Here is a 20,404-nt window from a genome sequence, read left to right as displayed (position 1 = left end):
TTACACTTGGGCCACCGCGCTCGCTGTGGAGCCGGTCTGAGAAACCAGGAGCCTGTCCCGCGTGCCCGCCCGAACGCCGAAACGATCACGACTGAGCCAACGCTGGCCGTTGCTGCGCCGCCTGTTCGGCAAAGGCCTGCCCGCCAGCGCCGGGCACGATGCTCATGCCGCGACCATCCGCGATTATTTCCGCGACAAGGCCAAAAGCCAGGGCTACACCCTCAGCCGCAGTCAGCAGCAAGTCATCGACTGCATGGCGCAGCAAGCCAGCGTGCTGCTCGGCGACAGCGGCCACACCCCGCCGAGTCTGTACCTGTACGGCGCCGTCGGGCGCGGCAAGAGCTGGTTGCTCGACGGTTTTTTCCAGGCGCTGCCGATCACGCGCAAACGCCGCCTGCATTTCCATCAGTTTTTTGCCCGGTTGCACGACGGCATGTTCCGTCATCGCCAGGAGGAAGACGCGCTGGAAATCACCTTGGATGAGTTGCTGGAAGATTGCCAGGTGCTGTGTTTCGACGAATTCCATGTGCACGACATCGGCGACGCGATGCTGATCACGCGGCTGTTCAAGGCCCTGTTCAAACGGCAGATCATGCTGCTGGTGACCTCCAACTATGCACCCGAGGGCCTGCTGCCCAATCCGCTGTATCACGCGCGCTTCAAACCGGTGATCGAGCTGATCAACACGCGCATGCAAGTGATGGAAGTCGGCGGCGCCCACGACTACCGCGCACTCAACCGCCAACACACGCATCAAGTGTTTACCCAAGGACATTACGTATGGCCGGCGACGGCAGCTCAACGTCAGACACTGGACCTGCCACCAGCCGACGCGCCTGCCCTTGCCCTCGAAGTTGGCAAGCGCCAGCTTCAGGCCCGTTTTTGCCAAGGCCGGCGAGTCGCTTTCACCTTCAACGATCTGTGTGAACAGCCAACGGCAGTGATGGATTATCTGCAACTGTGCCAGCGTTTCGACCAGTGGATCATCGATGACCTGCCGCAGCTCGGCGAGTGTCCGATCGCCGTGCAACAGCGCTTCATCAATCTGATCGACGTGCTCTACGATCAGGACAAACACCTGACCCTGCTCGGCCAGTTGCCGCTGGGCCAGAGCCTGGAAGGTCAGGCCATTGACCTGGCGCGCACGCGCAGCCGGTTGGGGCAATTGCAGGAAATCCACGAACCCAACTGACTCCCTACCCTGTGAGAGCAAGCCCTGTGGGAGCGAGCCTGCTCGCTCCCACCAGGTCCCGGGACAACTCAAAACCGTTCAGCATCCGCTTTACCGCTATCATGTCGCCCATTCCAGCGCCCCCCGCGTCGCTCCACCGATCAATAGCGAAACCAGACATGCACACCCTTGCTCAACTACGCGCCGGCGAGCTGTCCGGCATCACCCGCCTCGACCTGTCCTGCGGGCTGACCGAATTCCCCAACGAGATTTTCCAACTGGCCGAGACGCTGGAAGTGCTCAACCTCAGCGGCAACGCGCTGAGCAGCCTGCCGGACGACCTGCATCGCCTGACCCGCCTGCGCGTGCTGTTCTGCTCCGACAACCAGTTCAGCGAACTGCCGGCCTGCCTCGGCCAGTGCACCGCGCTGACCATGGTCGGCTTCAAGGCCAACCGCATCGTCAATGTGCCCGGTGCCGCCCTGCCGCCGCAGCTGCGCTGGCTGATCCTCACCGATAACCGCATCGAAAGCCTGCCCAGCGAACTCGGTGAACGCCCCGCTCTGCAGAAGCTCATGCTCGCAGGCAATCGGCTGCAAACGCTGCCAGACTCCCTGCGCCACTGCCATCGGCTGGAATTGCTGCGCATCGCTGCCAACCAACTCAGGGAACTGCCGCAGTGGTTGCTGACCTTGCCGAGCCTGACCTGGCTGGCCTACGCCGGCAATCCGCTGGAGACCGAAGCCGATGCCGCTGCCCTTGAGGCCACGCCGCTGATCGACTGGTCGGCGCTGCGCCTGGAGCAGCAACTGGGCGAAGGCGCTTCCGGGGTGATTTCCAAGGCAGTCTGGCAGCGCGACGACGGCACGGCGCAGGCGGTTGCAGTGAAGCTCTACAAAGGCGAGATGACCAGCGACGGCTCGCCGTTGCATGAGATGAACGCTTGCATCACCGCAGGCCTGCACCCGAACCTGATCCGCGTCGAAGGGCGCATCAGCGGCCATCCCGATCAACAGCAGGGGCTGGTAATGCAACTGATTGATCCGAGCTTCGGCAATCTCGCCGGTTTGCCCAGCCTGGACTCGTGCTCGCGGGATGTTTACGCCGAAGATCGCCAGTTCTCCGCCGACGTTGCCCTGCGCGTCGCCAAAGGCATCGCCTCAGCGGCCGAGCACCTGCACCGCCAAGGCATCACCCACGGCGATCTGTATGGCCACAACATTCTGTTGAACGATCGCGGCGATTGTCTGCTGGGGGATTTCGGCGCGGCCTCGTTTCATGCCACCGGCGATGATGTGCAGACGCGCGCATTGCAGCGCCTGGAAGTCCGTGCGTTCGGTGTGTTGCTGGGGGAGTTGCTGGAGCGTGTCGACTCAGGATTGAGTACGGAGCGCCGCGCGCAACTGCAGGCGCTGGAGCGACGTTGCTGTCAGGCCGATGTGCTGGGGCGGCCGGGGTTCAGTGAAGTCATCGAGGTGCTGGAGAATCTTTGACCGCTGCTCGGTCAATCGCCAGCAGGCTCGCTCCCACAGTTGCAATACATTCCAGTGTGGGAGCGAGCCTGCTCGCGAAGAGGTCATTACTGACGCGAAAGATCAGCCAGCCAGACCAACAAACATGTCCTGCACGTCATCGTGGTTGTCGAGGCCTTCGAGGAACGCTTCGACTTCAGCCATCTGCTCGTCGCTCAAGCCGCTGACAGGGTTCTTCGGCTGGTAGCCGAGCTTGGCCGAGAGCACGGTGAAACCTTGTTCGGGCAGGGCTTTCTGCACAGCGTCGAGGTCGGTCGGGTCGGTGAGGAACAACGTCGCGCCCTCTTCACCCGGCTCGAAATCCTGGGCACCGGCTTCGATCGCAGCCATTTCCGGATCGGCATCCGGGCTGTCCGGCGAGGCTTCGATCATGCCGACGTGGTTGAACATCCACGCCACCGAACCGGAAGCGCCCAACTGGCCCTTGCGGAACGCCACGCGGATTTCCGCGACGGTGCGGTTGATGTTGTCGGTGACGCATTCGACGATCAGCGGCACCTGATGCGGGGCGAAGCCTTCGTAGGTCACGCGATGGTATTGCACGGTTTCACCCAGCAGACCGGCGCCTTTCTTGATCGCGCGATCGAGGGTTTCTTTTGGCATCGAGGCTTTCTTCGCCTGCTCGACCACCAGACGCAGGTGTGCGTTGGTGGCGGTATCGGCACCGTTGCGTGCAGCAATGGTGATTTCCTTCACCAGTTTGCCGAAGATCTTCCCTTTGGCGTTGGCTGCCGCTTCTTTGTGTTTAACCTTCCACTGTGCGCCCATTACTCACTCTCTTGATCTGTGGCGCCGAGACATCTATTGGCCGACGCGTGGCGGCAAGTTTATACGGCCTAAAGTCGGCAATCGACCAAAAAAACAGCCGACGGAATCGACATCTTCACCAAAGCATGTAGGGGGATTCTGAAAAGCGCCTTTGACATGACCATTCAGGCCGACGGTTTCGTACCCTTGAAACCCCGTATCGCCTGACAGGGCCTGCTCGAATGCTCAATGACAAGGAAAGTCCCTTCACCCTTACGCTGACCGACAGCGGATTGCGCCTGCCGGTGGTGCGTTTTCGCGGCGAGGAAGCGCTGAACCAGCCTTACCGTTTCGACATCGAACTGCTCGCACTGGCCCCGGCCATCGTCCCGGGATCCTTCCTGCAAAGGCCAGCCTTTTTGCGGCTCAGTGAGCAGCACGGGTTCCACGGCGTCATTTCCAGCGCCAGTTGCGAACATCGCGGGACCCATCGCGTCGGCTATCGACTGATTCTGGTGCCGCATCTGCAGCAACTGGCGCAAACGCACAAGCGCCGCGTGTTTACTCACCTGAGTGTGCCGCAGATCATTCAACAACTGCTCGAGGAACATGCCCTGCCAGCGCACAGCTACCGCATTGAAATGAGCGTCGGTCACTACCCGGCAAGAGCGTTTTGCATTCAGTACGAAGAAAGCGATCTGGCCCTGCTGCAGCGGCTATGCGAAGAAGAAGGCATCCACTATCACTTCGAACACGGGCCGGACGGACACGTCGTGGTGTTCGCCGACGACAGCCTGAGCCTGCCCCAGCAACCGATCGAAATTCCCTTCAATGTCGATGAGCAACCCCCATCGCCCTGCGTCAGCGCACTCTATCAACAACATCGCGCGGCGCCCGTGCCGATGCTGCATGCGGTGCGCAATCGTGGCCGACCAACCGGCAACGCCGAAGCCGCCAACGAGGTCTCGACCGAGTTGCCGATGCCCGCGCGATCGCCGGAACGTCTGCACGCCGAACAGCGCAGCCGGCGCCATCTGCAACGCCAGCGCTGCCAGTTGCGCTCCATTCACGGGCGCAGTGATTGCAGCGATTTGCTCAGTGGCCGACTGCTGCTTGTGGCCGACCATCCGATTCATCATTTCAACGAACAATGGCTGATATGCGCCGTGCGCCACCAAGGGCAGCACCCTTCGATCCTTGATCCGGCGCCAAGCGTTCAGCGTTATCACAACGACTTCACTGCACAGCCCTGGTCGGCCGACTTCCGTCCGCCACTCAAACAAGCTCGCCCGAATATTGCCGGTTATCACTTGGCGAAAGTCGCGGGTGCGCCTGGGCAACCTGCGCAAGTGGACGAAAACGGCTGCCTCGCTGTAAGCCTGTGGCCGTCTGCGGATAAATCCGCCAGCGACGCCCTGTGGCTGCCGATCGCCATGAGCCGGTTCAGCGGCCCCGTCGCGGTCGATCAATTACCGCGTGCCGGCAGTGAAGTGTGGGTGAGTTTCCTCGACAGTGATCCGGACCGACCGATCCTGTGCCTCAGCCACGCACGCCAGCCGCCGGAGCGCGAATCAGAACCCGCGCGCGACAGCCTGTTGCTCGACTGGCTGAGCCACCGCGCCGAGCATTGATCGGCGCCTCAGCCTTTGTCCGCCTTGCCCGCCGCCGCCGCGAATTTCGCCAGGCGCACGTCCAGATGCCGAGGCCGACGCCCGTGATCTTCGGCGCGCTCCTTGCGGCGGATGGCGTTGCGCACCATCAGCGAGCCGAGGTAGCGAATCGGTTCCGGCGGGAAATAACCCAGCGGCCCGTTGACCAGCGGCGAACGGGTCCACGGGTTATCCAGGCCCTGCACCAGCGCGGCGAGAATCTGCCCGCCCATGTGACACGGGCCGACGCCGCTGCCGGAATAACCGAAGCCGTAAAACACATTGCCCGCCGAGCTCATCTGGCCGAAGAACGGCAAACCGGTCACCGAACGATCCGATGGGCCGTTCCACGTCGCGTCGATTTTGACCTCGGCGAAGGCCGGAAAAAAATCCGCGAGACTGCGCTTGAGCAATCCGGCATAAGGTGACGGCTGATCGAACACCGGCAGCATCCGCCCGCCATAGGCGAAGGTGTTGCCGCCCTTGCCGAGCATGATCCGACCGTCCGGGGTGTTGTGGTAGTAATGCACGAAAATCCGCGAATCGAGGACGCTGACGCCGCTGGTCAAACCGATTTGCTGCAGCAGGTCCGGGCGCGGTTCGGTGATCAGCATGTCACTGGAAACAATCGCCACACTGCGCTCGAACTGAGGAAACGCGCGGGCCATCCACGCATTCATCGCCAGTACCACCCGGTCGGCGATGACCTTGCCGCCGGGCGTGTGGATGCGTGCCGGGCGGCCCTCTTCCAGCCCGGTCATCGCCGTGCCTTCATGTATCTTCACGCCCAATTGCAGCGCCACCCGGCGCAGACCGCGCACCAGTTTGCCCGGTTGCACGCTGGCAGCCGCCGGGGAAAACCAGCCCTCCAGATGTTTTGCCGAACCGGCCATACGCTGCACATCGGCAAGCGGGCGCTGGCTGAACGAGTTGATGCCGTTACGCTCCAGCGCCGCGATCACCGCGTCAGTTGCGCCGACCTGGGCGCGATTGGTCGCGGTGTACAGCGTGCCGTCGAGGCGATAGTCGGCATCGACGCCATACTGCTCGCAGAACTCGCCGATCGCATGGATGCTGCGCTCCGACTCCCTGACCAGACGCACCGCCTCGTCGACGCCGAACAAGCGCTCCAGGGTGAAATACTTGGCCGACCATGACAGTGCGCAACCACCATTACGGCCACTGGCGCCGGCACCGCAGATGTCTGCTTCGATCAGCAGCACCTCCAGCTCCGGGTTTTGCTCCTTGAGCATGATCGCCGTCCACAATCCGGTGTAACCACCGCCAACGATGCACACATCCGTGCGCACCTCGCCTTGCAGTGGTGGACACTGCTCGGCTGGGTCGGCCTGCAAGGCTTGCTCGAGCCAGAACGGTCGCATGGAAAATCTCCAGTCAGATAGCCACGACGCAGCCGCCGCGCACCGCGCAGCAGGCCACGGGGCGAAGGGTTTCAGGAACGCAGCGGTTTGACGCTCAGCGGGCAGTTGGGGATCGCCGCGCGCGGCTCCATTACGCCGACCGGCCGGCTGTTCCAGTGCGGAATCAGCACCAGCGCCGAGAACAGCGCGCATCCGGCGAAGACAATAAACACCGTCACCGAGTCGAAGTAGCCCGGCAGCAAACCGCCGAGCACCGCGCCAACGGAGCCGCAGCCGTTGACGAAACCGGCGGCGGTGGCGCCGGCCTTGGCCTTGCCGAAATCGATGGCCGCTGCACCGCTGATCATCGAGTCCGGGCCGTACAACGTCAGGCCCATGACGAACAGCAACGCGACGACCAACAACACGCTGCCGGTGTTCAGCGCGGCCATGAACAACGCCAGCGTCACGGTCAGCGCCAGCAGACTCAGCACGCAGGCCGGCATGCGTCGGGCGCCGAAGAGTTTGTCCGAGGCCAGGCCGATCATGATCGGTCCGAGCAATCCGGCCAGTTCAAACGCGGTGGGAATGATCGCCGCGCCGACCTTGCCGACACTGGGCATCTGCTCGAAAACAATCACTGGCCCCCACAACAGAATCGCGTAGCGCGCCGGTTTCAGCAGGAAATACGCCAGGCCCAGCACCAGCACCGTGCGGTTGCGCAGGATTTCCTTCAGTGGCTCCCAGACGCTGAGTTTGCTGTTGGCTGCGGTTTCTTCGGCGGTCAGTTCCGGCTCGGGCTCCACCGCCGGCAAGCCGACGTCTTCCGGTTTGTTGCGCTGGAAGATAAAGAACAGCACGGCGACCACCGCGACCACCGCCGCGCTGGAAATGAATGCCGCGTGCCAGGTGCCGACCAGGGTGTAGGCCCACCAGCCGGCGAACGGCGAGGCGACCAGGCCACCAAACGCGTAACAGGAACTCCATAAGCCGAGCACCCGCCCGCGCTGCTCAGACGGGAAGAAGCTGCCAAGATTTTTACACAGCCCGGACCAGCCAGTGGACTGCGCCAAACCTTGAATCAACATGCACGTGGCGAAGATCGGCAATGTAGCGAAACTGCCCATCACCAGCGCCGCAGCGGCGGATATCAGCAAACCGCCAAGCACTACGACTCGCGGGCCAAAGCGATCGGCCAGCATGCCCCAGGTGAACTGTCCGAGGGCATACGCCGCCAGATAGATCGCGTCGAGGTTGGCCATGGCCATTTTGTCGAGGGTGAAATCAGGGTCTTCGGCGATGCCCAGTTTGGCTACCGAAAATGCTTTGCGGGTGAAATAGAACGCGGCGTACGCGAGCCAGGTAATAGCGAAGATCTGCACGCGCCAACGCGCCAGGGTGCCGATGTGCTTGTTCATGGTGGTTCTGACCTCAGGGTGTGAGTGTGCCGGCAGAATCGATTAAGAAAAACGCCTGTGTTTTTTATTGTTAAGCACTGCGTTACCGCCCCTTCCCTTCGGCGATAGCGGTCAGATGAGTCTGCTGTTGCACGCACAGGCTCATGGGCCAGCGCTGCTGTTCGACCGAGCAGTCAGCGATGGCGTGAGCCGATCAAAGCAATTACTGTTTAATAAATAAAATCGATTTATCGTATTTCACAAATAAGCCGAGCTTGTTACTGGAGCCACCATGTCCGTCTCTCATGCCCAACTCAAAGCGTTCCACGCGGTGGCCGTCCATGGCAGCTTCACCCGCGCCGCCGAGCGGCTTTATCTGACGCAACCGGCGATTTCCGACCAGGTACGCAAACTCGAAGAACGCTTCGGCGTGCTGCTGTTTCATCGCAATAAACGTTCCGTACGCCTGACCGATCTTGGCGAGCGCCTGCTGGCGATCACCCAGCGCCTGTTCGTGATCGAAGCCGAAGCGCAGGAATTGCTGCAGGAATCCCAGGCCCTGCAGACCGGCAGCCTGATTCTCGCAGTGGATGCGCCGATCCACGTGTTGCCGCAGATCGCACGGTTCTGCGAACGCTACCCGGGCATCAGCGTGAAAATCGAAACCGGCAATACCGATGAATCGCTGTTTCGCCTGTTCAACTATCAGGCCGATCTGGCGCTGCTCGGCCGCGACGTGACCGATGAACGCTTGCTGTGCGTGCCGTTGCGCAACGATCCGATGGTGGCGTTCGTTTCGCGCAATCATCCGTGGGCAGAGCGCGAATCGATCTGTCTGGCCGATCTGGATGACACGCCACTGGTGCTGCGTGAGATCGGTTCAGTAACCCGGCAGACCCTGGAAGAGGAAATGGCCCGAGCGGGCTTGCGCATTCGCCCGGCGATTCAGGTTGAAGGTCGGGAAGCGGCGCGCGAAGCCGTCGTGGTGGGGATCGGGGTTGGTGTGGTTTCAGCGGCGGAGTTCGGCGCCGACTCACGGGTCTGCGCGTTGCCGATCACCGACTGCACGAGGCGCCTGACCGAAACCCTGGTGTGCTTGCGCGAACAGAGTTCGCGGCGGGTGGTGGCGACGTTTCTCGATATGGTTCGCGAGAGCCTGACCTGACTCACTCCCTGTCCTGATCGTTCCCACGCTCTGCGTGGGAATGCCTCAACGGACGCTCCGCGTTCGGCTATTGGATGGGACGCAGAGCGCCCCGGGCTGCGTTCCCACGCAGAGCGTGGGAACGATCACGGTGCGGCTAGCGCCAGATCAAAAAACGCCTGAATCAAGCGCAACTCGCGCCGGCGCTCCATGCAGCCAATCATGTGCCGGTTCACCAGCCCTTCCCCGGCAATCGGGATCGCCACCACGCGCGGGTCATGACTGACCTCCACCGATGACACCACACCGACCCCCAACTCGGCCGCGACCGCTTCGGTCACCGCCTCGCGACTGTCCAGCTCCAGCAACACCCGCGGCTGAATCGACGCCTGCATACACGCCTGGTCAAACGTGCGCCGGGTAATCGAAGTCGGCTCGCGCAGAACCATGATCACTTGGTCCAGCTCCTTGAGTTTTACGTCAGCGGAGCGATTCGCCCAGCGATGCCCCGCCGGCACCAGCGCGCAGATCCGCGATTCGCTCAGCGCTTGCAGATGCAGGCCCTTGCGCGGCTCGACCTCGGTCAGCACCGCTACATCGGCGTGTTCCGACAACAGCGCCGCCAGGGTTTCCTGCGCGTTGCCCAGACGCAGGTTGACGGTAATGCCCGGATAGCGTGCGCGCAGGCTTGCCAGCATCGGCATGACCATGTGCGGCCCATCCGCCGCCACCTCCAGACGCCCGGTCAGTAACTGCCGATTGGCCTCGAGCAGCGTCTGCGCTTCTTCCGCCAGGCCGAACATGGCGCGGGTGATCGCTGCCAGTTTGGTGCCCTCCTCGGTCAGTTCCACCCGTCGCGCGGTACGCCGCAACAAAGTGATCTGGTAGTGCTCTTCCAGTGCCTTGATGTGTCCGGTGACCGCCGGCTGGCTGATGAACAACCGCGCAGCCGCGCGGGTGAAGCTGCCTTCGCGGGCCACGGCATCGAAGGCGCGCAGCTGAAACAGATTCATGGATAACCCTCACTGATGGCTGGCATAACAACAAACAATTTGATTGATGCAGCGGCGAATTGCAACGTAGGCCCCGTAGCTTCACCCCACAGCGTTTTCGCGAGGACACACGAATGAGTACCGCCGCACCGATTCTGCTCACTCCCGGCCCGTTGACCACTTCGGCCCGCACCCGTCAGGCCATGATGGTCGACTGGGGTTCGTGGGATGACCGCTTCAACCAGCTGACCGCCAGCCTGTGCGAGCAATTGCTGGCCATCCTAAACGGCGCCGCCAGCCACCATTGCATACCGTTACAGGGCAGCGGCACTTTTGCCGTCGAAGCGGCGATCGGCACGCTGGTGCCGCGCGACGGCAAAATCCTCGTGCTGATCAATGGCGCGTACGGCAAGCGCCTGGCGAAAATCTGCGAAGTGCTCGGCCGCTCGTTCAGCACCTTCGAAACCGCCGAAGACGAACCGACCACCGCCGCTGACGTCGACCGCTTGCTGCGCGCCGACGCTGACATCACCCACGTGGCGCTGATCCACTGCGAAACCAGCACCGGCATTCTCAATCCGCTGGCCGAAATCGCCGAGGTCGTTGCGCAACACGGCAAACGCCTGATCATCGACGCCATGAGCTCCTTCGGCGCATTGCCCGTGGATGCGCAAAAAGTACCGTTCGACGCGCTGATTGCCGCTTCCGGAAAATGCCTGGAAGGCGTACCGGGGATGGGTTTTGTCTTCGCCCGCAAGGAATCGCTGGCCGCCGCGGCTGGCAACTCGCACTCGCTGGCGATGGACCTGTACGACCAGCACGTCTACATGATGAAAACCGGGCAATGGCGCTTCACCCCGCCCACCCATGTGGTCGCGGCGCTGCACGAAGCGCTACTGCAATACAGCGAAGAAGGCGGCCTGCCGGCGCGGCATGCGCGTTATGCGGCCAACTGTCAGGCGCTGATGGAAGAGATGAACAAGCTCGGCTTGCGCAGCTTCCTGCCGGCGGCAATTCAGGCGCCGATCATCGCGACTTTCCATGCGCCGCAGGATCCGCGTTACCAGTTCAAGGAGTTCTATGAGCGGGTCAAGGCCAAGGGTTACATCCTCTACCCCGGCAAGCTGACCCAGGTCGAAACTTTCCGCGTCGGCTGCATCGGCCACGTCACCCCGGACGAAATGCGCCAGGCCGTGGCAGCAGTGGGTGAAGTGCTGCGCGAGATGGAAGTGCTCGACATTTAAGCCCCACCACAAATCCCCTGTGGGAGCGAGCCTGCCCGCGAAAGCGTCGTCCCAAGCGACACATAGGCTGATGTCAGACCGCTTTCGCGAGCAGGCTCGCTCCCACATTTTGATCTCATATTCAAATCAGGAATTCACGCCATGAACTACACCAATCCAAGCAAGCTGCAAGCCGCGATCCTCGACTGGGCCGGTACCGTGGTCGATTTCGGCTCGTTCGCGCCGACGCAGATCTTCGTCGAAGCCTTCGCCGAGTTCGATGTGCAGGTGTCGATTGAAGAGGCCCGTGGGCCGATGGGCATGGGCAAGTGGGACCACATCCGCACCCTCTGTGATCAGCCGCAAGTGGCCGAGCGTTATCGCAAGGTGTTCGGTCGCACGCCGACCGACGATGACGTCACCGCTATCTACAATCGCTTCATGCCGTTGCAGATCGAGAAAATCGCCGAGCACTCGGCCCTGATTCCCGGCGCGCTGGACGCCATCGCCCAACTGCGCGCGCAAGGCATCAAGATCGGTTCCTGCTCCGGTTACCCGAAAGCGGTCATGGACAAAGTCGTCGAACTCGCCGCCAGCAACGGCTACGTCGCCGACCACGTGGTCGCCACCGACGAAGTGCCAAACGGTCGTCCATGGCCGGCGCAAGCGTTGGCCAATGTCATCGCTCTGGGCATCGACGATGTTGCAGCGTGCGTGAAGATCGACGACACCGTGCCGGGCATTCTCGAAGGCCGCCGGGCCGGCATGTGGACGGTTGCGCTGATTTGCTCGGGCAACGCGCTGGGTCTGGATTATGAGGGTTTCCGCGCGCTGGGCAGCGATGAACTCGCCAGTGAGCGCAAGCGCATCCACGCGCTGTTCGCAGATTCGCGGCCGCATTACATGATCGACACCATCAGCGATCTGCCGGAAGTGATCGCCGACATCAACAAGCGTCTGGCCAACGGTGAGATGCCGCAAAACGCTTGAGGCTGGAAAACTAAAACACCGCTGATTGCAATCAGCGGTGTTTTTTTTGCACTGTCTTGAGTAAAGACATCGCTTGATTATGACTTATTCGGAAATAAGGTTACCTTGCGCATCGTACGCAAGACCATCGGGATGTTTAACACTTCCGTCCGGCAATTGTTCAGTTCCATCTTCCCAGACAATACGCCCATCCGGATATTCAACGGTATTATCCGGCCAGACGATTCGCCCGTCCGGATACTCTACCCGGCCGTCTTCATATTGAATGATGCCGTCGGGACGCTTGATCGAAGTTTTATCTACAGCGACTACGCTGCCGTCAGGCAGTGTGGTGGAGCCATCGACATTGACTTTCGCACCAATTGTTTGAATCAGCGTTATCAAGGCCACAGGATCGATGTTGATGTTAAGGGTCGGCCATGGCATTGGCGGACGCTTGGTGTCAACCGGGGTCACTGGTTTGGTTGGCGCTACCGGTTTGGTCGGCGCCACTGGTTTGGTCGGTGCTACTGGCTTGGTTGGCGCCACTGGCTTGGTCGGCGCCACTGGCTTGGTCGGCGCTACTGGCTTGGTCGGCGCCACTGGTTTGGTTGGCGCTACTGGCTTGGTTGGCGCAACTGGTCTGGTTGGGACAACTGGCTTGGTTGGCGCAACTGGCTTTGTTGGTGTTACCGGCTTTGACGTCGTGGTAGTAGGGCGAGGCTTCGAGATCGGACTTTTCATATTCACACTCAAATTGATAAATATAATTTTGATCTTTAATAACAAACTAAAGAGCCGAGCCGACAATAATCACGCACAACCAACTATTCAAACCAAAAGAAACCACAAGATATAAACAACATAGAGTTACGCTGCACAGACCAACGTACAACAATAACTTTCAATAAACAGAAGTCATAAACCGTAAAACTTGCATTTCGATTGATTGCAAATGTCATCACGCCGCAGGTTGGCATGTATTGATCGCGACCATCGGCTACATCGCTGCAAATCCGCGCCGTCCCTGCAGGCCACCCGTGTGGGCAAAGACCAGACGCGTGCCGACCGCGAATTCGCCTGACTCGACATGCTGCTTGAGCGCCAGCAAGGCCTTGCCGGTGTACAGCGGTTCCAAAGGGATGCCGCTGGTTTGCTCGGTCTGATCGATGAAGGTCAGCAACGCCTGGTCAACTTTGGCGAAACCACCACGGCTGGCATCGATCAGTTGATAGTCCGCCGCAGGCTCGGTGGCGTGCGCGAGGATCGACTCGATGTTCGGCGCTACGCCGTGATCATCCGGCACTGCCAGAGCACCGTACACCACGCGCTTGCCTTGCTCGGCGAGCGCCAGTCCGGCCAGTGTCGTGCCGGTGCCACAGGCCAGCCACCAGGCGTCGAAATCATTCCAGCCCAGCTTGGCCAATTGCTTTTCGGCCTGCTGCCTGATCGCTGCGCAACCCAAGGCGCCGGCCAGTCCACCACCGCCCTCGGGCACCGCATGCAGCGTCGGAAATTGCGCTTGCCATGGCACCCAGAATCCCGCTTCGTGCCGCGCGCGGTAGCCGGCGTAACCGAGCCAATGCAACTGCATGCCGAACGCTTGCAAATCCCGCACTGTCGGCGTGTCCTGCGGGTGCCCGCGCAGCAGCCCCACGGTTTTGAATCCCAGCCGCTTGCCCGCCGCCGCCAGCGCGTGCAGGTGATTGGAATGCGCACCGCCAAGGCTGATGATGCCCTCGGCGCCGGCACGCTCGGCGGCTTTGAGATGTTCAACGAGTTTGAACCACTTGTTGCCGCTGATCAGCGGGTCGATGCGGTCCAGGCGCAGCATCGCAACCTCGATGCCGGCGTCTGCCAGCCAGCCTAGACGGAGCGGTTCGAGGGGGGCTTGGGTTAGCCAGTCGGGGGGAGGCAAAAGCATGGGCACTGCACAATCTGGAAAAGACCACATACTAGTAGGAGCTGCCGCAGGCTGCGATCTTTTGATCTTGCTTTTGAAATCAGGATCAACAGATCGCAGCCTTCGGCAGCTCCTACAGAATGTGTTTACAACTCAGCCGCCAGCCGCGAACCCTGATTAATCGCGCGCTTGGCATCCAGCTCCGCAGCCACATCCGCGCCGCCGATCAAGTGCACGTTCTGCCCGGCTTCAACCAGAGCATCGTGCAACTCACGCAACGGATCCTGACCCGCACAGATCACGATGTTGTCCACCGCCAGCAGTTGCGGCTCACCGCTTTCGCCGATGCGAATGTGCAAGCCTTGGTCATCGATGCTCAGGTATTCGACGCTGTTGAGCATCTGCACCTGCTTGTTCTTCAGACCGGTGCGATGAATCCAGCCGGTGGTTTTGCCCAGACCGTCGCCGACCTTGGTTTTCTTGCGCTGCAACAGGAACACCTCGCGGGCCGGCGCATGCGGCGCCGATTTGATTCCCGCCACACCACCACGGGCCTCCAGTTGCGTGTCGATGCCCCATTCCTTCCAGAACGCCGCGCGATCCAGACTGGTGGCCACGCCTTGATGAACGAGAAATTCCGAGACATCGAAACCGATCCCGCCCGCACCGATCACCGCGACACGCTTGCCGACCGGCTTGCGCTCGAGGATCACATCCAGATAACTCAGGACCTTGGCATTCTCGACGCCCGGAATCGCCGGCACGCGCGGGGCGATACCGGTGGCTAGGATGATCTCGTCGTAACCGCCCTCAACCAACTTGGCCACGTCGACACGGGTGTTCAGGCACACCTCGACATTCGTCGTTTGCAGCTTGCGGTTGAAGTAGCGCAGGGTTTCGAAAAACTCTTCCTTGCCCGGTACGCGCTTGGCGATGTTGAACTGGCCACCGATCTCGCTGGCCGAATCGAACAGCGTCACCTGATGACCGCGCTCGGCGGCCACGGTGGCGGCGGACAAACCGGCAGGGCCGGCACCGACCACGGCGATTTTCTTGATCTGCTGCACCGGCAGGTAATTGAGTTCGGTTTCGTGGCAGGCACGCGGGTTGACCAGGCAACTGGTGAGCTTGCCGCCAAAGGTGTGGTCGAGGCACGCCTGGTTGCAGCCGATGCAGGTGTTGATTTCGTCGGCACGCCCTGCGGCGGCCTTGTTGACGAAGTCCGGATCGGCGAGGAATGGTCGGGCCATGGAGACCATGTCGGCATCGCCTTCAGCAAGAATCTGCTCGGCAATTTCCGGGGTATTGATGCGGTTGGTGGTGATCAGCGGAATACTCACAGAGCCGCGCAACTTGGCCGTGACCTTGCTGAACGCTGCACGCGGAACCTTGGTGGCGATGGTCGGAATCCGCGCTTCGTGCCAGCCGATACCGGTGTTGATGATGGTCGCGCCCGCCTGTTCGATGGCTTTGGCCAGCATGACGATTTCATCCCAGGTGCTGCCACCTTCGACCAGATCGAGCATCGACAGGCGGAAGATGATGATGAAATTCGGCCCGACCGCTTCGCGCACACGACGGACAATTTCTACCGGCAGGCGCATGCGGTTTTCGTAGCTGCCACCCCAGCGGTCGGTGCGGTGATTCGTGTGCGCGGCGAGGAACTGGTTAATGAAGTAACCTTCCGAGCCCATGATCTCGACGCCGTCGTATTCGGCGGTTTGCGCCAATACCGAGCAGGTGACGAAATCGCTGATCTGCTTTTCGATGCCCTCTTCGTCCAGCTCTTTGGGCTTGAACGGGTTGATCGGCGCCTGAATCGCGCTCGGTGCTACTTGTTTCGGGCTGTAGGCGTAACGCCCGGCGTGAAGAATCTGCATGCAGATCTTGCCACCCGCCTCGTGCACCGCGCGGGTGACGATGCGGTGCTTGAGCGCCTCTTCTTCAGTTGTGAGCTTGGCCGCGCCGGAATACACGCCGCCCTCGTCATTCGGGCCGATGCCGCCGGTGACCATCAGGCCGACACCGCCACGGGCACGTTCGGCGAAGTACGCCGCCATGCGCTCGAAGCCACCCGGCTTTTCTTCCAGGCCGGTGTGCATCGAGCCCATCAGGGTACGGTTGCGCAGCGTGGTGAATCCCAGGTCCAGCGGGGCCAGCAAATGCGGGTAATGAGCGGCGGTCATCGGTAACTCCACAACGAGCGATCACGGAAAGTTGCGGGAGCTCTGCGTCCCCCGTCAGTCATGTTCGACAGACTAAGAGTCGCACCGCTGTCACTCAATGACCGTAACTGACAAGTTATTGATCCAAATGCGCAGCGCCCCTTGGCAATCAGGGCCATGGGCCCTACCCTAGGCGCCACACTCTGTACCCGGCTGTTGTTGGTTTTCATGCGCAAACTTCTGTATCTGTTTTTCTCCATGGCCCTCGTTGCCGCCCTGACCACCTACGCCATGTGGGCGGCAGACCGGCCGGCGGGACATTACCTGTCGGACCTGCGCATCAAGCTCGCCGTCAATCAGGGCACGCCCGGCGACCGTGGCAATCTGCTCGGCATTCAGCCCGAACTGTTCCCCACCGATTACCAAAGCTCCGCACGCCTGCACCGCAAACTCGCGGCGTATCTGCAGCAGGCCCGCGATCAGGGCTTGCTCAACGAAAAAACCGTGGTGGTGTTGCCCGAGCAGGTCGGCACCTGGCTGATGATCAGCGGCGAGAAAGACGAGTTGTATCAGGCGCCGACCCTGGCGGAGGCAATGAACTGGCTGGCGGCGAGCAATCCGCTGTTGTTTGCCCGAGCGTGGCTGCGGGCCAAGGGCGAGCAACGGCTGGATGATGCTTATCTGCGGATGAAAGCCAAGGCCATGGCCAAGGATTACCAGGCGCTGTTCGGCGGTCTGGCCAAGGAGTTCCAGGTCACTCTGGTCGCCGGGTCCATCGTGCTGCCGGAGCCAAGCATCCGCGACGGCCGGCTCAGGCCCGGCAGCGGCGCCCTGTTCAACAGCAGCGTGGTGTTTGGTCGCGACGGCGTGCCATTGGGCCAGCCGCAGCGGCAGATGCATCCAATCTTCGATCAGCAAGGTGTGATTCAGGCCGAAGACAAACACGCCATCCAGGTCGTCGACACACCGGCCGGACGCTTGGGCATCCTGATCGGCAGTGACAGCTGGTACCCCGGCAACTACCGCACCCTCGATGAACAAGGCGCGCAACTGGTGGCGGTGCCGGCGCAGGTTATCGGCCAAGACGCATGGGACAAGCCATGGCGTGGCTACAAGGGTTCGAGCACGCCGGGCTCGGTCAGCCTCAAGCCCGGCGACCTCAGTGAAGGTCAAGCCTGGCATCGACTGACCCTCACCGCGCAACCGCCAAGCAGCCACGCGATTGCCGGCGTCAGTGTGTTCATGCGCGGGCAGTTCTGGGACAAGCCGAGTACCGGCACAAGCTTCCTCAGCAGCAACGGCCAGCAGTTCGCCGATGGCGAGGCCCGTGGTGCGCGCTTGCTGAACGTCTGGCTATAAACCATGAAGCCGCAGCCGATGCGCCTCGGGGATCTGTCGGTGGGCTTCGTCCATAGTCTGGCCGACGCCGTGCGCAGCCACGACGCCGATCCGCTGCCTCTGCTTGAACAATATGGCCTCGATGCCGCGCGACTGGCCGAGGTCGGGGCACGCTTGTCGATCCCGCGTTACATGCGCCTGGGCCATGCGGCGATTCAACTGACCGGCGATCCGGCCCTGGGCCTGCGCATGGGCCGGATGATCCGCTTGAATCAGGCTGGGCTGGCCGGCATCACCGCCGCGCAAGCGCCGACCGTGCGCGAGGCGGCCCGCTGCCTGACGCGCTTCGAACCGCTATACGGTTCCAACTATCGCGGGCAGTCCAGTTTTCACGAAGATGCCAACGGTGCGTGGCTGCGCTTCTACTCGATCAGCCCTTACAACGCCTATAACCGCTTCGTGGTCGACTCGATCCTCGCCGGCTGGCTGCATCAGTTGTCGAGCCTGTGCGGCGAAACGTTGCGCGCCGAGCGAATCGAAATCGAATTCGAAGCGCCGGATTACCGCGACGCCTACACAATGCTTGGCGACTGCCCGATCCAGTTCAGCGCCGAACGCAATCAGCTGCGCCTGAGCCTGAACAGCCTTGCCCTGCGCAACCCTGAACATTGCCCGAGCACCTGGCGACATCTGCTGCAATTGTGCGAGCGGGAGCTGGAACAACTGACCCGCACCCGCAGCCTGCGCGAGCGCATCACTCAGTTGCTCGGCCCGCTGCTCAACGGCGGCCGCGAGCCGGATCTCGAGGAAGTCGCGGCACGCCTGAAATTGCCGACCTGGACCCTGCGGCGCAAACTAGCAGAGGAAGGCACGCAATTTCGCGCGATCCTCAATGACACACGCCGCGACCTGGCAATGACCTACATCCGCGACACCGAACTGGCGTTCGGCGAGATCGCTTACCTGCTGGGCTTTGCCTCAGCTGAAGCCTTCCAGCGTGCATTCAAACGCTGGAGCGGGCAGACGCCCGGCGAATCCCGACGAAATTACCGCTCGGGAGCCTGAAGCTCAGAGCTCCGTCGCGTCGTCTGCAGGCTCTGGTTGATCCAGCTCAAAGGCCTGGTATTCGAGCAGTTCTTCCTGATACTCATCCATCGTATGAATCCCCCGACTACTCGCTATGAAAATGGCCTGATCAATCGACCTGTGCCCCGAGCATAAAGTGCCCGTGTGAAGGAAAAGTGAAACGCAGCCTTCATGAATAAAACGTAGCAGGTGGCTGGGGATTTATCGCGGCGATGGTGTCGCAGGTGTGTAACCAGATCTTAAGCCAACCCGAAAACCACTGTGGGAGCGACCCTGCTCGCGAAGGCGGTGTGTCAGTCTGATCATCTGTCGACTGATACACCGCTTCGCGAGCAGGCTCGCTCCCACAGGGTCTCGCTTGGTTTCTTATTGGCCCGACGCAGGCATCGCCGGAATCGGCTCGGACGGTGGCGGAATATCCGGGTTGGTCGGTGGCGTGATGGTTTCGCTGCCCGGCGCGGGCTCTTCCACGGGAGCTGGCGCAGGCGTAATCGGCGTCGACTCCGCTGGCGGTACCACCGGCTCGGAACTCACTGGTGCGGTTTCAGCCGGGGCTGGTGCAGGTTCTGCAGCCGGCGCAGGGACCGGTTCTGCTGCCGGTGTCGGCACCAGAGGCGCAGGTGCAGGTGCCGCTTTTGGTTCTGGCACACCAAGATCGGTTTTCGGCTTTTCTTCGATGTGTGCAGCTTTCTTCGCATCGGCGGGCAGGAACTGCTCCACCAGCGTGAAGAAGCGCTCGTAGAACTTCTGCGCCGTGACCGTCTCACTGGCGACCTTGACCATCGAATCATCCGAGGAGCCGATCGGCATCGACACCGAGCCCAACACACCAACCCCGAGGCTGGCGGAATTGTTGGTCTTCTTCAACGCATAACGATCCTGCAAGGCGTTGGCGAACACCGTCGCATGATGCCCGGCGCTGCCGTCTTCGGCGCAGACCACGTTGAAGCTGATCTCGAGATGGGTCTCGCCGGTCTGCTGGAAGCTCTTGTGACCGCTGACCAGCTTCGGATCACTGCTGGTAATGATGTAGCCCTGACTGAGCAACGCGCGCCGGGCCGCTTCGCAACTGGCGGTGTCGGTTACCGGATAATTGCGCGAAAAGGTGCCGGAGTCATCGAAGTTCTCATGCTCATAGATCGGCTTGTCCTTCGAACAACCGGCCACCGCAGTCAACAAAAGCGCCAGCCCGACAACACGCATGGGAGTGGAAATCAACATTGAACATCCTGAGGGAAAACAGTCCGGGGCGTATTGTGCAACAGATCGCCGCCCCATGGCGCATGGAATAGTGTCAAGAATCGGTTACAACTTTACCGGTCATGGCCATCAGGAAAAAGCCGCGTGGACAAATGATCGATCAACGCGCGCAATTTCGCTGTCGCTTGTTGACTCGACGGCCACAACACCCTAGCCGCCCGACGTGTTCTAAACGCCAAGGGACGGTGTATATCCAAGAATCAGGTCGGCTGTCAGGCCGCCTTCGCGAGCAGGCTCGCTCCCACAGAAAAGCAAAGCAGCGCAGCTGCCCGCGGCAAAGCCGCCCCACTCAACAATGAGCGCAAGCTCGAGTGCTTCTGATCTTGCTTTTGATCCACCGGCGACGTCGGAAGGCTGAGCGGAGGGATTGATCCGGGTGTGGGAGCGTAGCGACCGTCTGGCGCAGCCAGACACAGCGGAAGGAGGTGCAGCGAAGCAAACCGGAGCCGCTGCGCCCGGCTCGATCC

Annotated in this window: 17 protein-coding genes; 9 read left to right on the top strand and 8 right to left on the bottom strand. The window is 61.5% G+C overall.

What is annotated here, in order from left to right:
* The first annotated feature begins 61 nt into the window (after positions 1 to 61).
* Positions 62 to 1,192 (top strand): cell division protein ZapE, encoded by a 1,131-nt coding sequence (zapE, locus tag JWU58_RS10380; RefSeq protein WP_206421878.1) that lies wholly within the window; start codon positions 62 to 64, stop codon positions 1,190 to 1,192.
* A 158-nt stretch (positions 1,193 to 1,350) separates the two neighbouring features.
* On the top strand, positions 1,351 to 2,664 hold the full coding sequence (locus JWU58_RS10375; RefSeq protein ID WP_206421877.1) for a protein kinase: 1,314 nt from the start codon (positions 1,351 to 1,353) through the stop codon (positions 2,662 to 2,664).
* Positions 2,665 to 2,766: 102 nt separating this feature from the next.
* On the opposite strand, the gene JWU58_RS10370 is transcribed toward JWU58_RS10375, so the two are convergent.
* A complete protein-coding gene (locus tag JWU58_RS10370; RefSeq protein WP_073471330.1) occupies positions 2,767 to 3,471 on the bottom strand; it encodes a YebC/PmpR family DNA-binding transcriptional regulator in 705 nt (234 codons plus the stop codon).
* A 221-nt stretch (positions 3,472 to 3,692) separates the two neighbouring features.
* On the opposite strand from JWU58_RS10370, the gene JWU58_RS10365 reads away from it, so the two are divergent.
* Positions 3,693 to 5,081, top strand: coding sequence for a type VI secretion system Vgr family protein (locus tag JWU58_RS10365; protein ID WP_206421876.1), 1,389 nt, complete (start codon positions 3,693 to 3,695; stop codon positions 5,079 to 5,081).
* 8 nt (positions 5,082 to 5,089) lie between these two features.
* Here the strand turns inward: JWU58_RS10365 and JWU58_RS10360 are convergent, their stop codons facing one another.
* Together JWU58_RS10360 and JWU58_RS10355 are read right to left on the bottom strand one after the other, a co-directional pair.
* The gene (locus JWU58_RS10360) at positions 5,090 to 6,481 is read right to left on the bottom strand and encodes an FAD-dependent oxidoreductase (protein ID WP_206421875.1); all 1,392 of its coding nucleotides are present in this window, start codon (positions 6,479 to 6,481) and stop codon (positions 5,090 to 5,092) included.
* Positions 6,482 to 6,552: 71 nt separating this feature from the next.
* Positions 6,553 to 7,878, bottom strand: a complete 1,326-nt coding sequence (locus JWU58_RS10355; RefSeq protein ID WP_016775327.1) for an MFS transporter — start codon at positions 7,876 to 7,878, stop codon at positions 6,553 to 6,555.
* 271 nt (positions 7,879 to 8,149) lie between these two features.
* Between JWU58_RS10355 and JWU58_RS10350 the strand changes: the two genes are divergently transcribed.
* Complete coding sequence (locus tag JWU58_RS10350) at positions 8,150 to 9,022, top strand: LysR family transcriptional regulator (RefSeq protein WP_024013451.1); 873 nt, start codon at positions 8,150 to 8,152, stop codon at positions 9,020 to 9,022.
* A 125-nt stretch (positions 9,023 to 9,147) separates the two neighbouring features.
* On the opposite strand, the gene JWU58_RS10345 is transcribed toward JWU58_RS10350, so the two are convergent.
* A complete protein-coding gene (locus tag JWU58_RS10345) occupies positions 9,148 to 10,014 on the bottom strand; it encodes a LysR substrate-binding domain-containing protein (RefSeq protein ID WP_123442097.1) in 867 nt (288 codons plus the stop codon).
* Between the two features lie 113 nt (positions 10,015 to 10,127).
* Between JWU58_RS10345 and JWU58_RS10340 the strand changes: the two genes are divergently transcribed.
* Both JWU58_RS10340 and phnX read left to right on the top strand, forming a co-directional pair.
* Positions 10,128 to 11,237 carry a 2-aminoethylphosphonate--pyruvate transaminase gene (locus JWU58_RS10340; RefSeq protein ID WP_206421874.1) on the top strand — a complete coding sequence of 370 codons (1,110 nt, stop codon included), beginning with the start codon at positions 10,128 to 10,130 and terminating at the stop codon, positions 11,235 to 11,237.
* A gap of 141 nt (positions 11,238 to 11,378) precedes the next feature.
* Positions 11,379 to 12,206 (top strand): phosphonoacetaldehyde hydrolase, encoded by an 828-nt coding sequence (phnX, locus tag JWU58_RS10335; RefSeq protein WP_016770551.1) that lies wholly within the window; start codon positions 11,379 to 11,381, stop codon positions 12,204 to 12,206.
* 84 nt (positions 12,207 to 12,290) lie between these two features.
* Here phnX and JWU58_RS10330 read toward each other — a convergent pair whose 3' ends face one another.
* The gene (locus JWU58_RS10330) at positions 12,291 to 12,632 is read right to left on the bottom strand and encodes a hypothetical protein (protein WP_016770552.1); all 342 of its coding nucleotides are present in this window, start codon (positions 12,630 to 12,632) and stop codon (positions 12,291 to 12,293) included.
* Here JWU58_RS10330 and JWU58_RS27390 point away from each other — a divergent pair.
* Positions 12,610 to 13,044, top strand: a complete 435-nt coding sequence (locus tag JWU58_RS27390; protein WP_277425670.1) for a collagen-like protein — start codon at positions 12,610 to 12,612, stop codon at positions 13,042 to 13,044. The genes JWU58_RS10330 and JWU58_RS27390 overlap by 23 nt on opposite strands.
* A gap of 141 nt (positions 13,045 to 13,185) precedes the next feature.
* Here the strand turns inward: JWU58_RS27390 and JWU58_RS10320 are convergent, their stop codons facing one another.
* Both JWU58_RS10320 and JWU58_RS10315 read right to left on the bottom strand, forming a co-directional pair.
* Positions 13,186 to 14,109: a 1-aminocyclopropane-1-carboxylate deaminase/D-cysteine desulfhydrase gene (locus tag JWU58_RS10320; protein ID WP_206421872.1), complete on the bottom strand. Its 924-nt coding sequence runs from the start codon at positions 14,107 to 14,109 to the stop codon at positions 13,186 to 13,188.
* Positions 14,110 to 14,234: 125 nt separating this feature from the next.
* Positions 14,235 to 16,274, bottom strand: a complete 2,040-nt coding sequence (locus JWU58_RS10315; protein WP_206421871.1) for an NADPH-dependent 2,4-dienoyl-CoA reductase — start codon at positions 16,272 to 16,274, stop codon at positions 14,235 to 14,237.
* A gap of 207 nt (positions 16,275 to 16,481) precedes the next feature.
* Here JWU58_RS10315 and JWU58_RS10310 point away from each other — a divergent pair, with 207 nt between their 5' ends.
* Both JWU58_RS10310 and JWU58_RS10305 read left to right on the top strand, forming a co-directional pair.
* On the top strand, positions 16,482 to 17,612 hold the full coding sequence (locus tag JWU58_RS10310) for a nitrilase-related carbon-nitrogen hydrolase (protein WP_206421870.1): 1,131 nt from the start codon (positions 16,482 to 16,484) through the stop codon (positions 17,610 to 17,612).
* A 3-nt stretch (positions 17,613 to 17,615) separates the two neighbouring features.
* Positions 17,616 to 18,656 carry an AraC family transcriptional regulator gene (locus JWU58_RS10305; protein WP_206421869.1) on the top strand — a complete coding sequence of 347 codons (1,041 nt, stop codon included), beginning with the start codon at positions 17,616 to 17,618 and terminating at the stop codon, positions 18,654 to 18,656.
* Positions 18,657 to 19,043: 387 nt separating this feature from the next.
* Here the strand turns inward: JWU58_RS10305 and JWU58_RS10300 are convergent, their stop codons facing one another.
* Positions 19,044 to 19,898: a DUF2242 domain-containing protein gene (locus JWU58_RS10300; protein ID WP_206421868.1), complete on the bottom strand. Its 855-nt coding sequence runs from the start codon at positions 19,896 to 19,898 to the stop codon at positions 19,044 to 19,046.
* Positions 19,899 to 20,404: the final 506 nt, after the last annotated feature.

The sequence above is a fragment of the Pseudomonas atacamensis genome (assembly GCF_017167965.1).
GTDB lineage: Bacteria > Pseudomonadota > Gammaproteobacteria > Pseudomonadales > Pseudomonadaceae > Aquipseudomonas > Aquipseudomonas atacamensis.
This window is presented reverse-complemented; position numbering and strand designations above follow the sequence as displayed.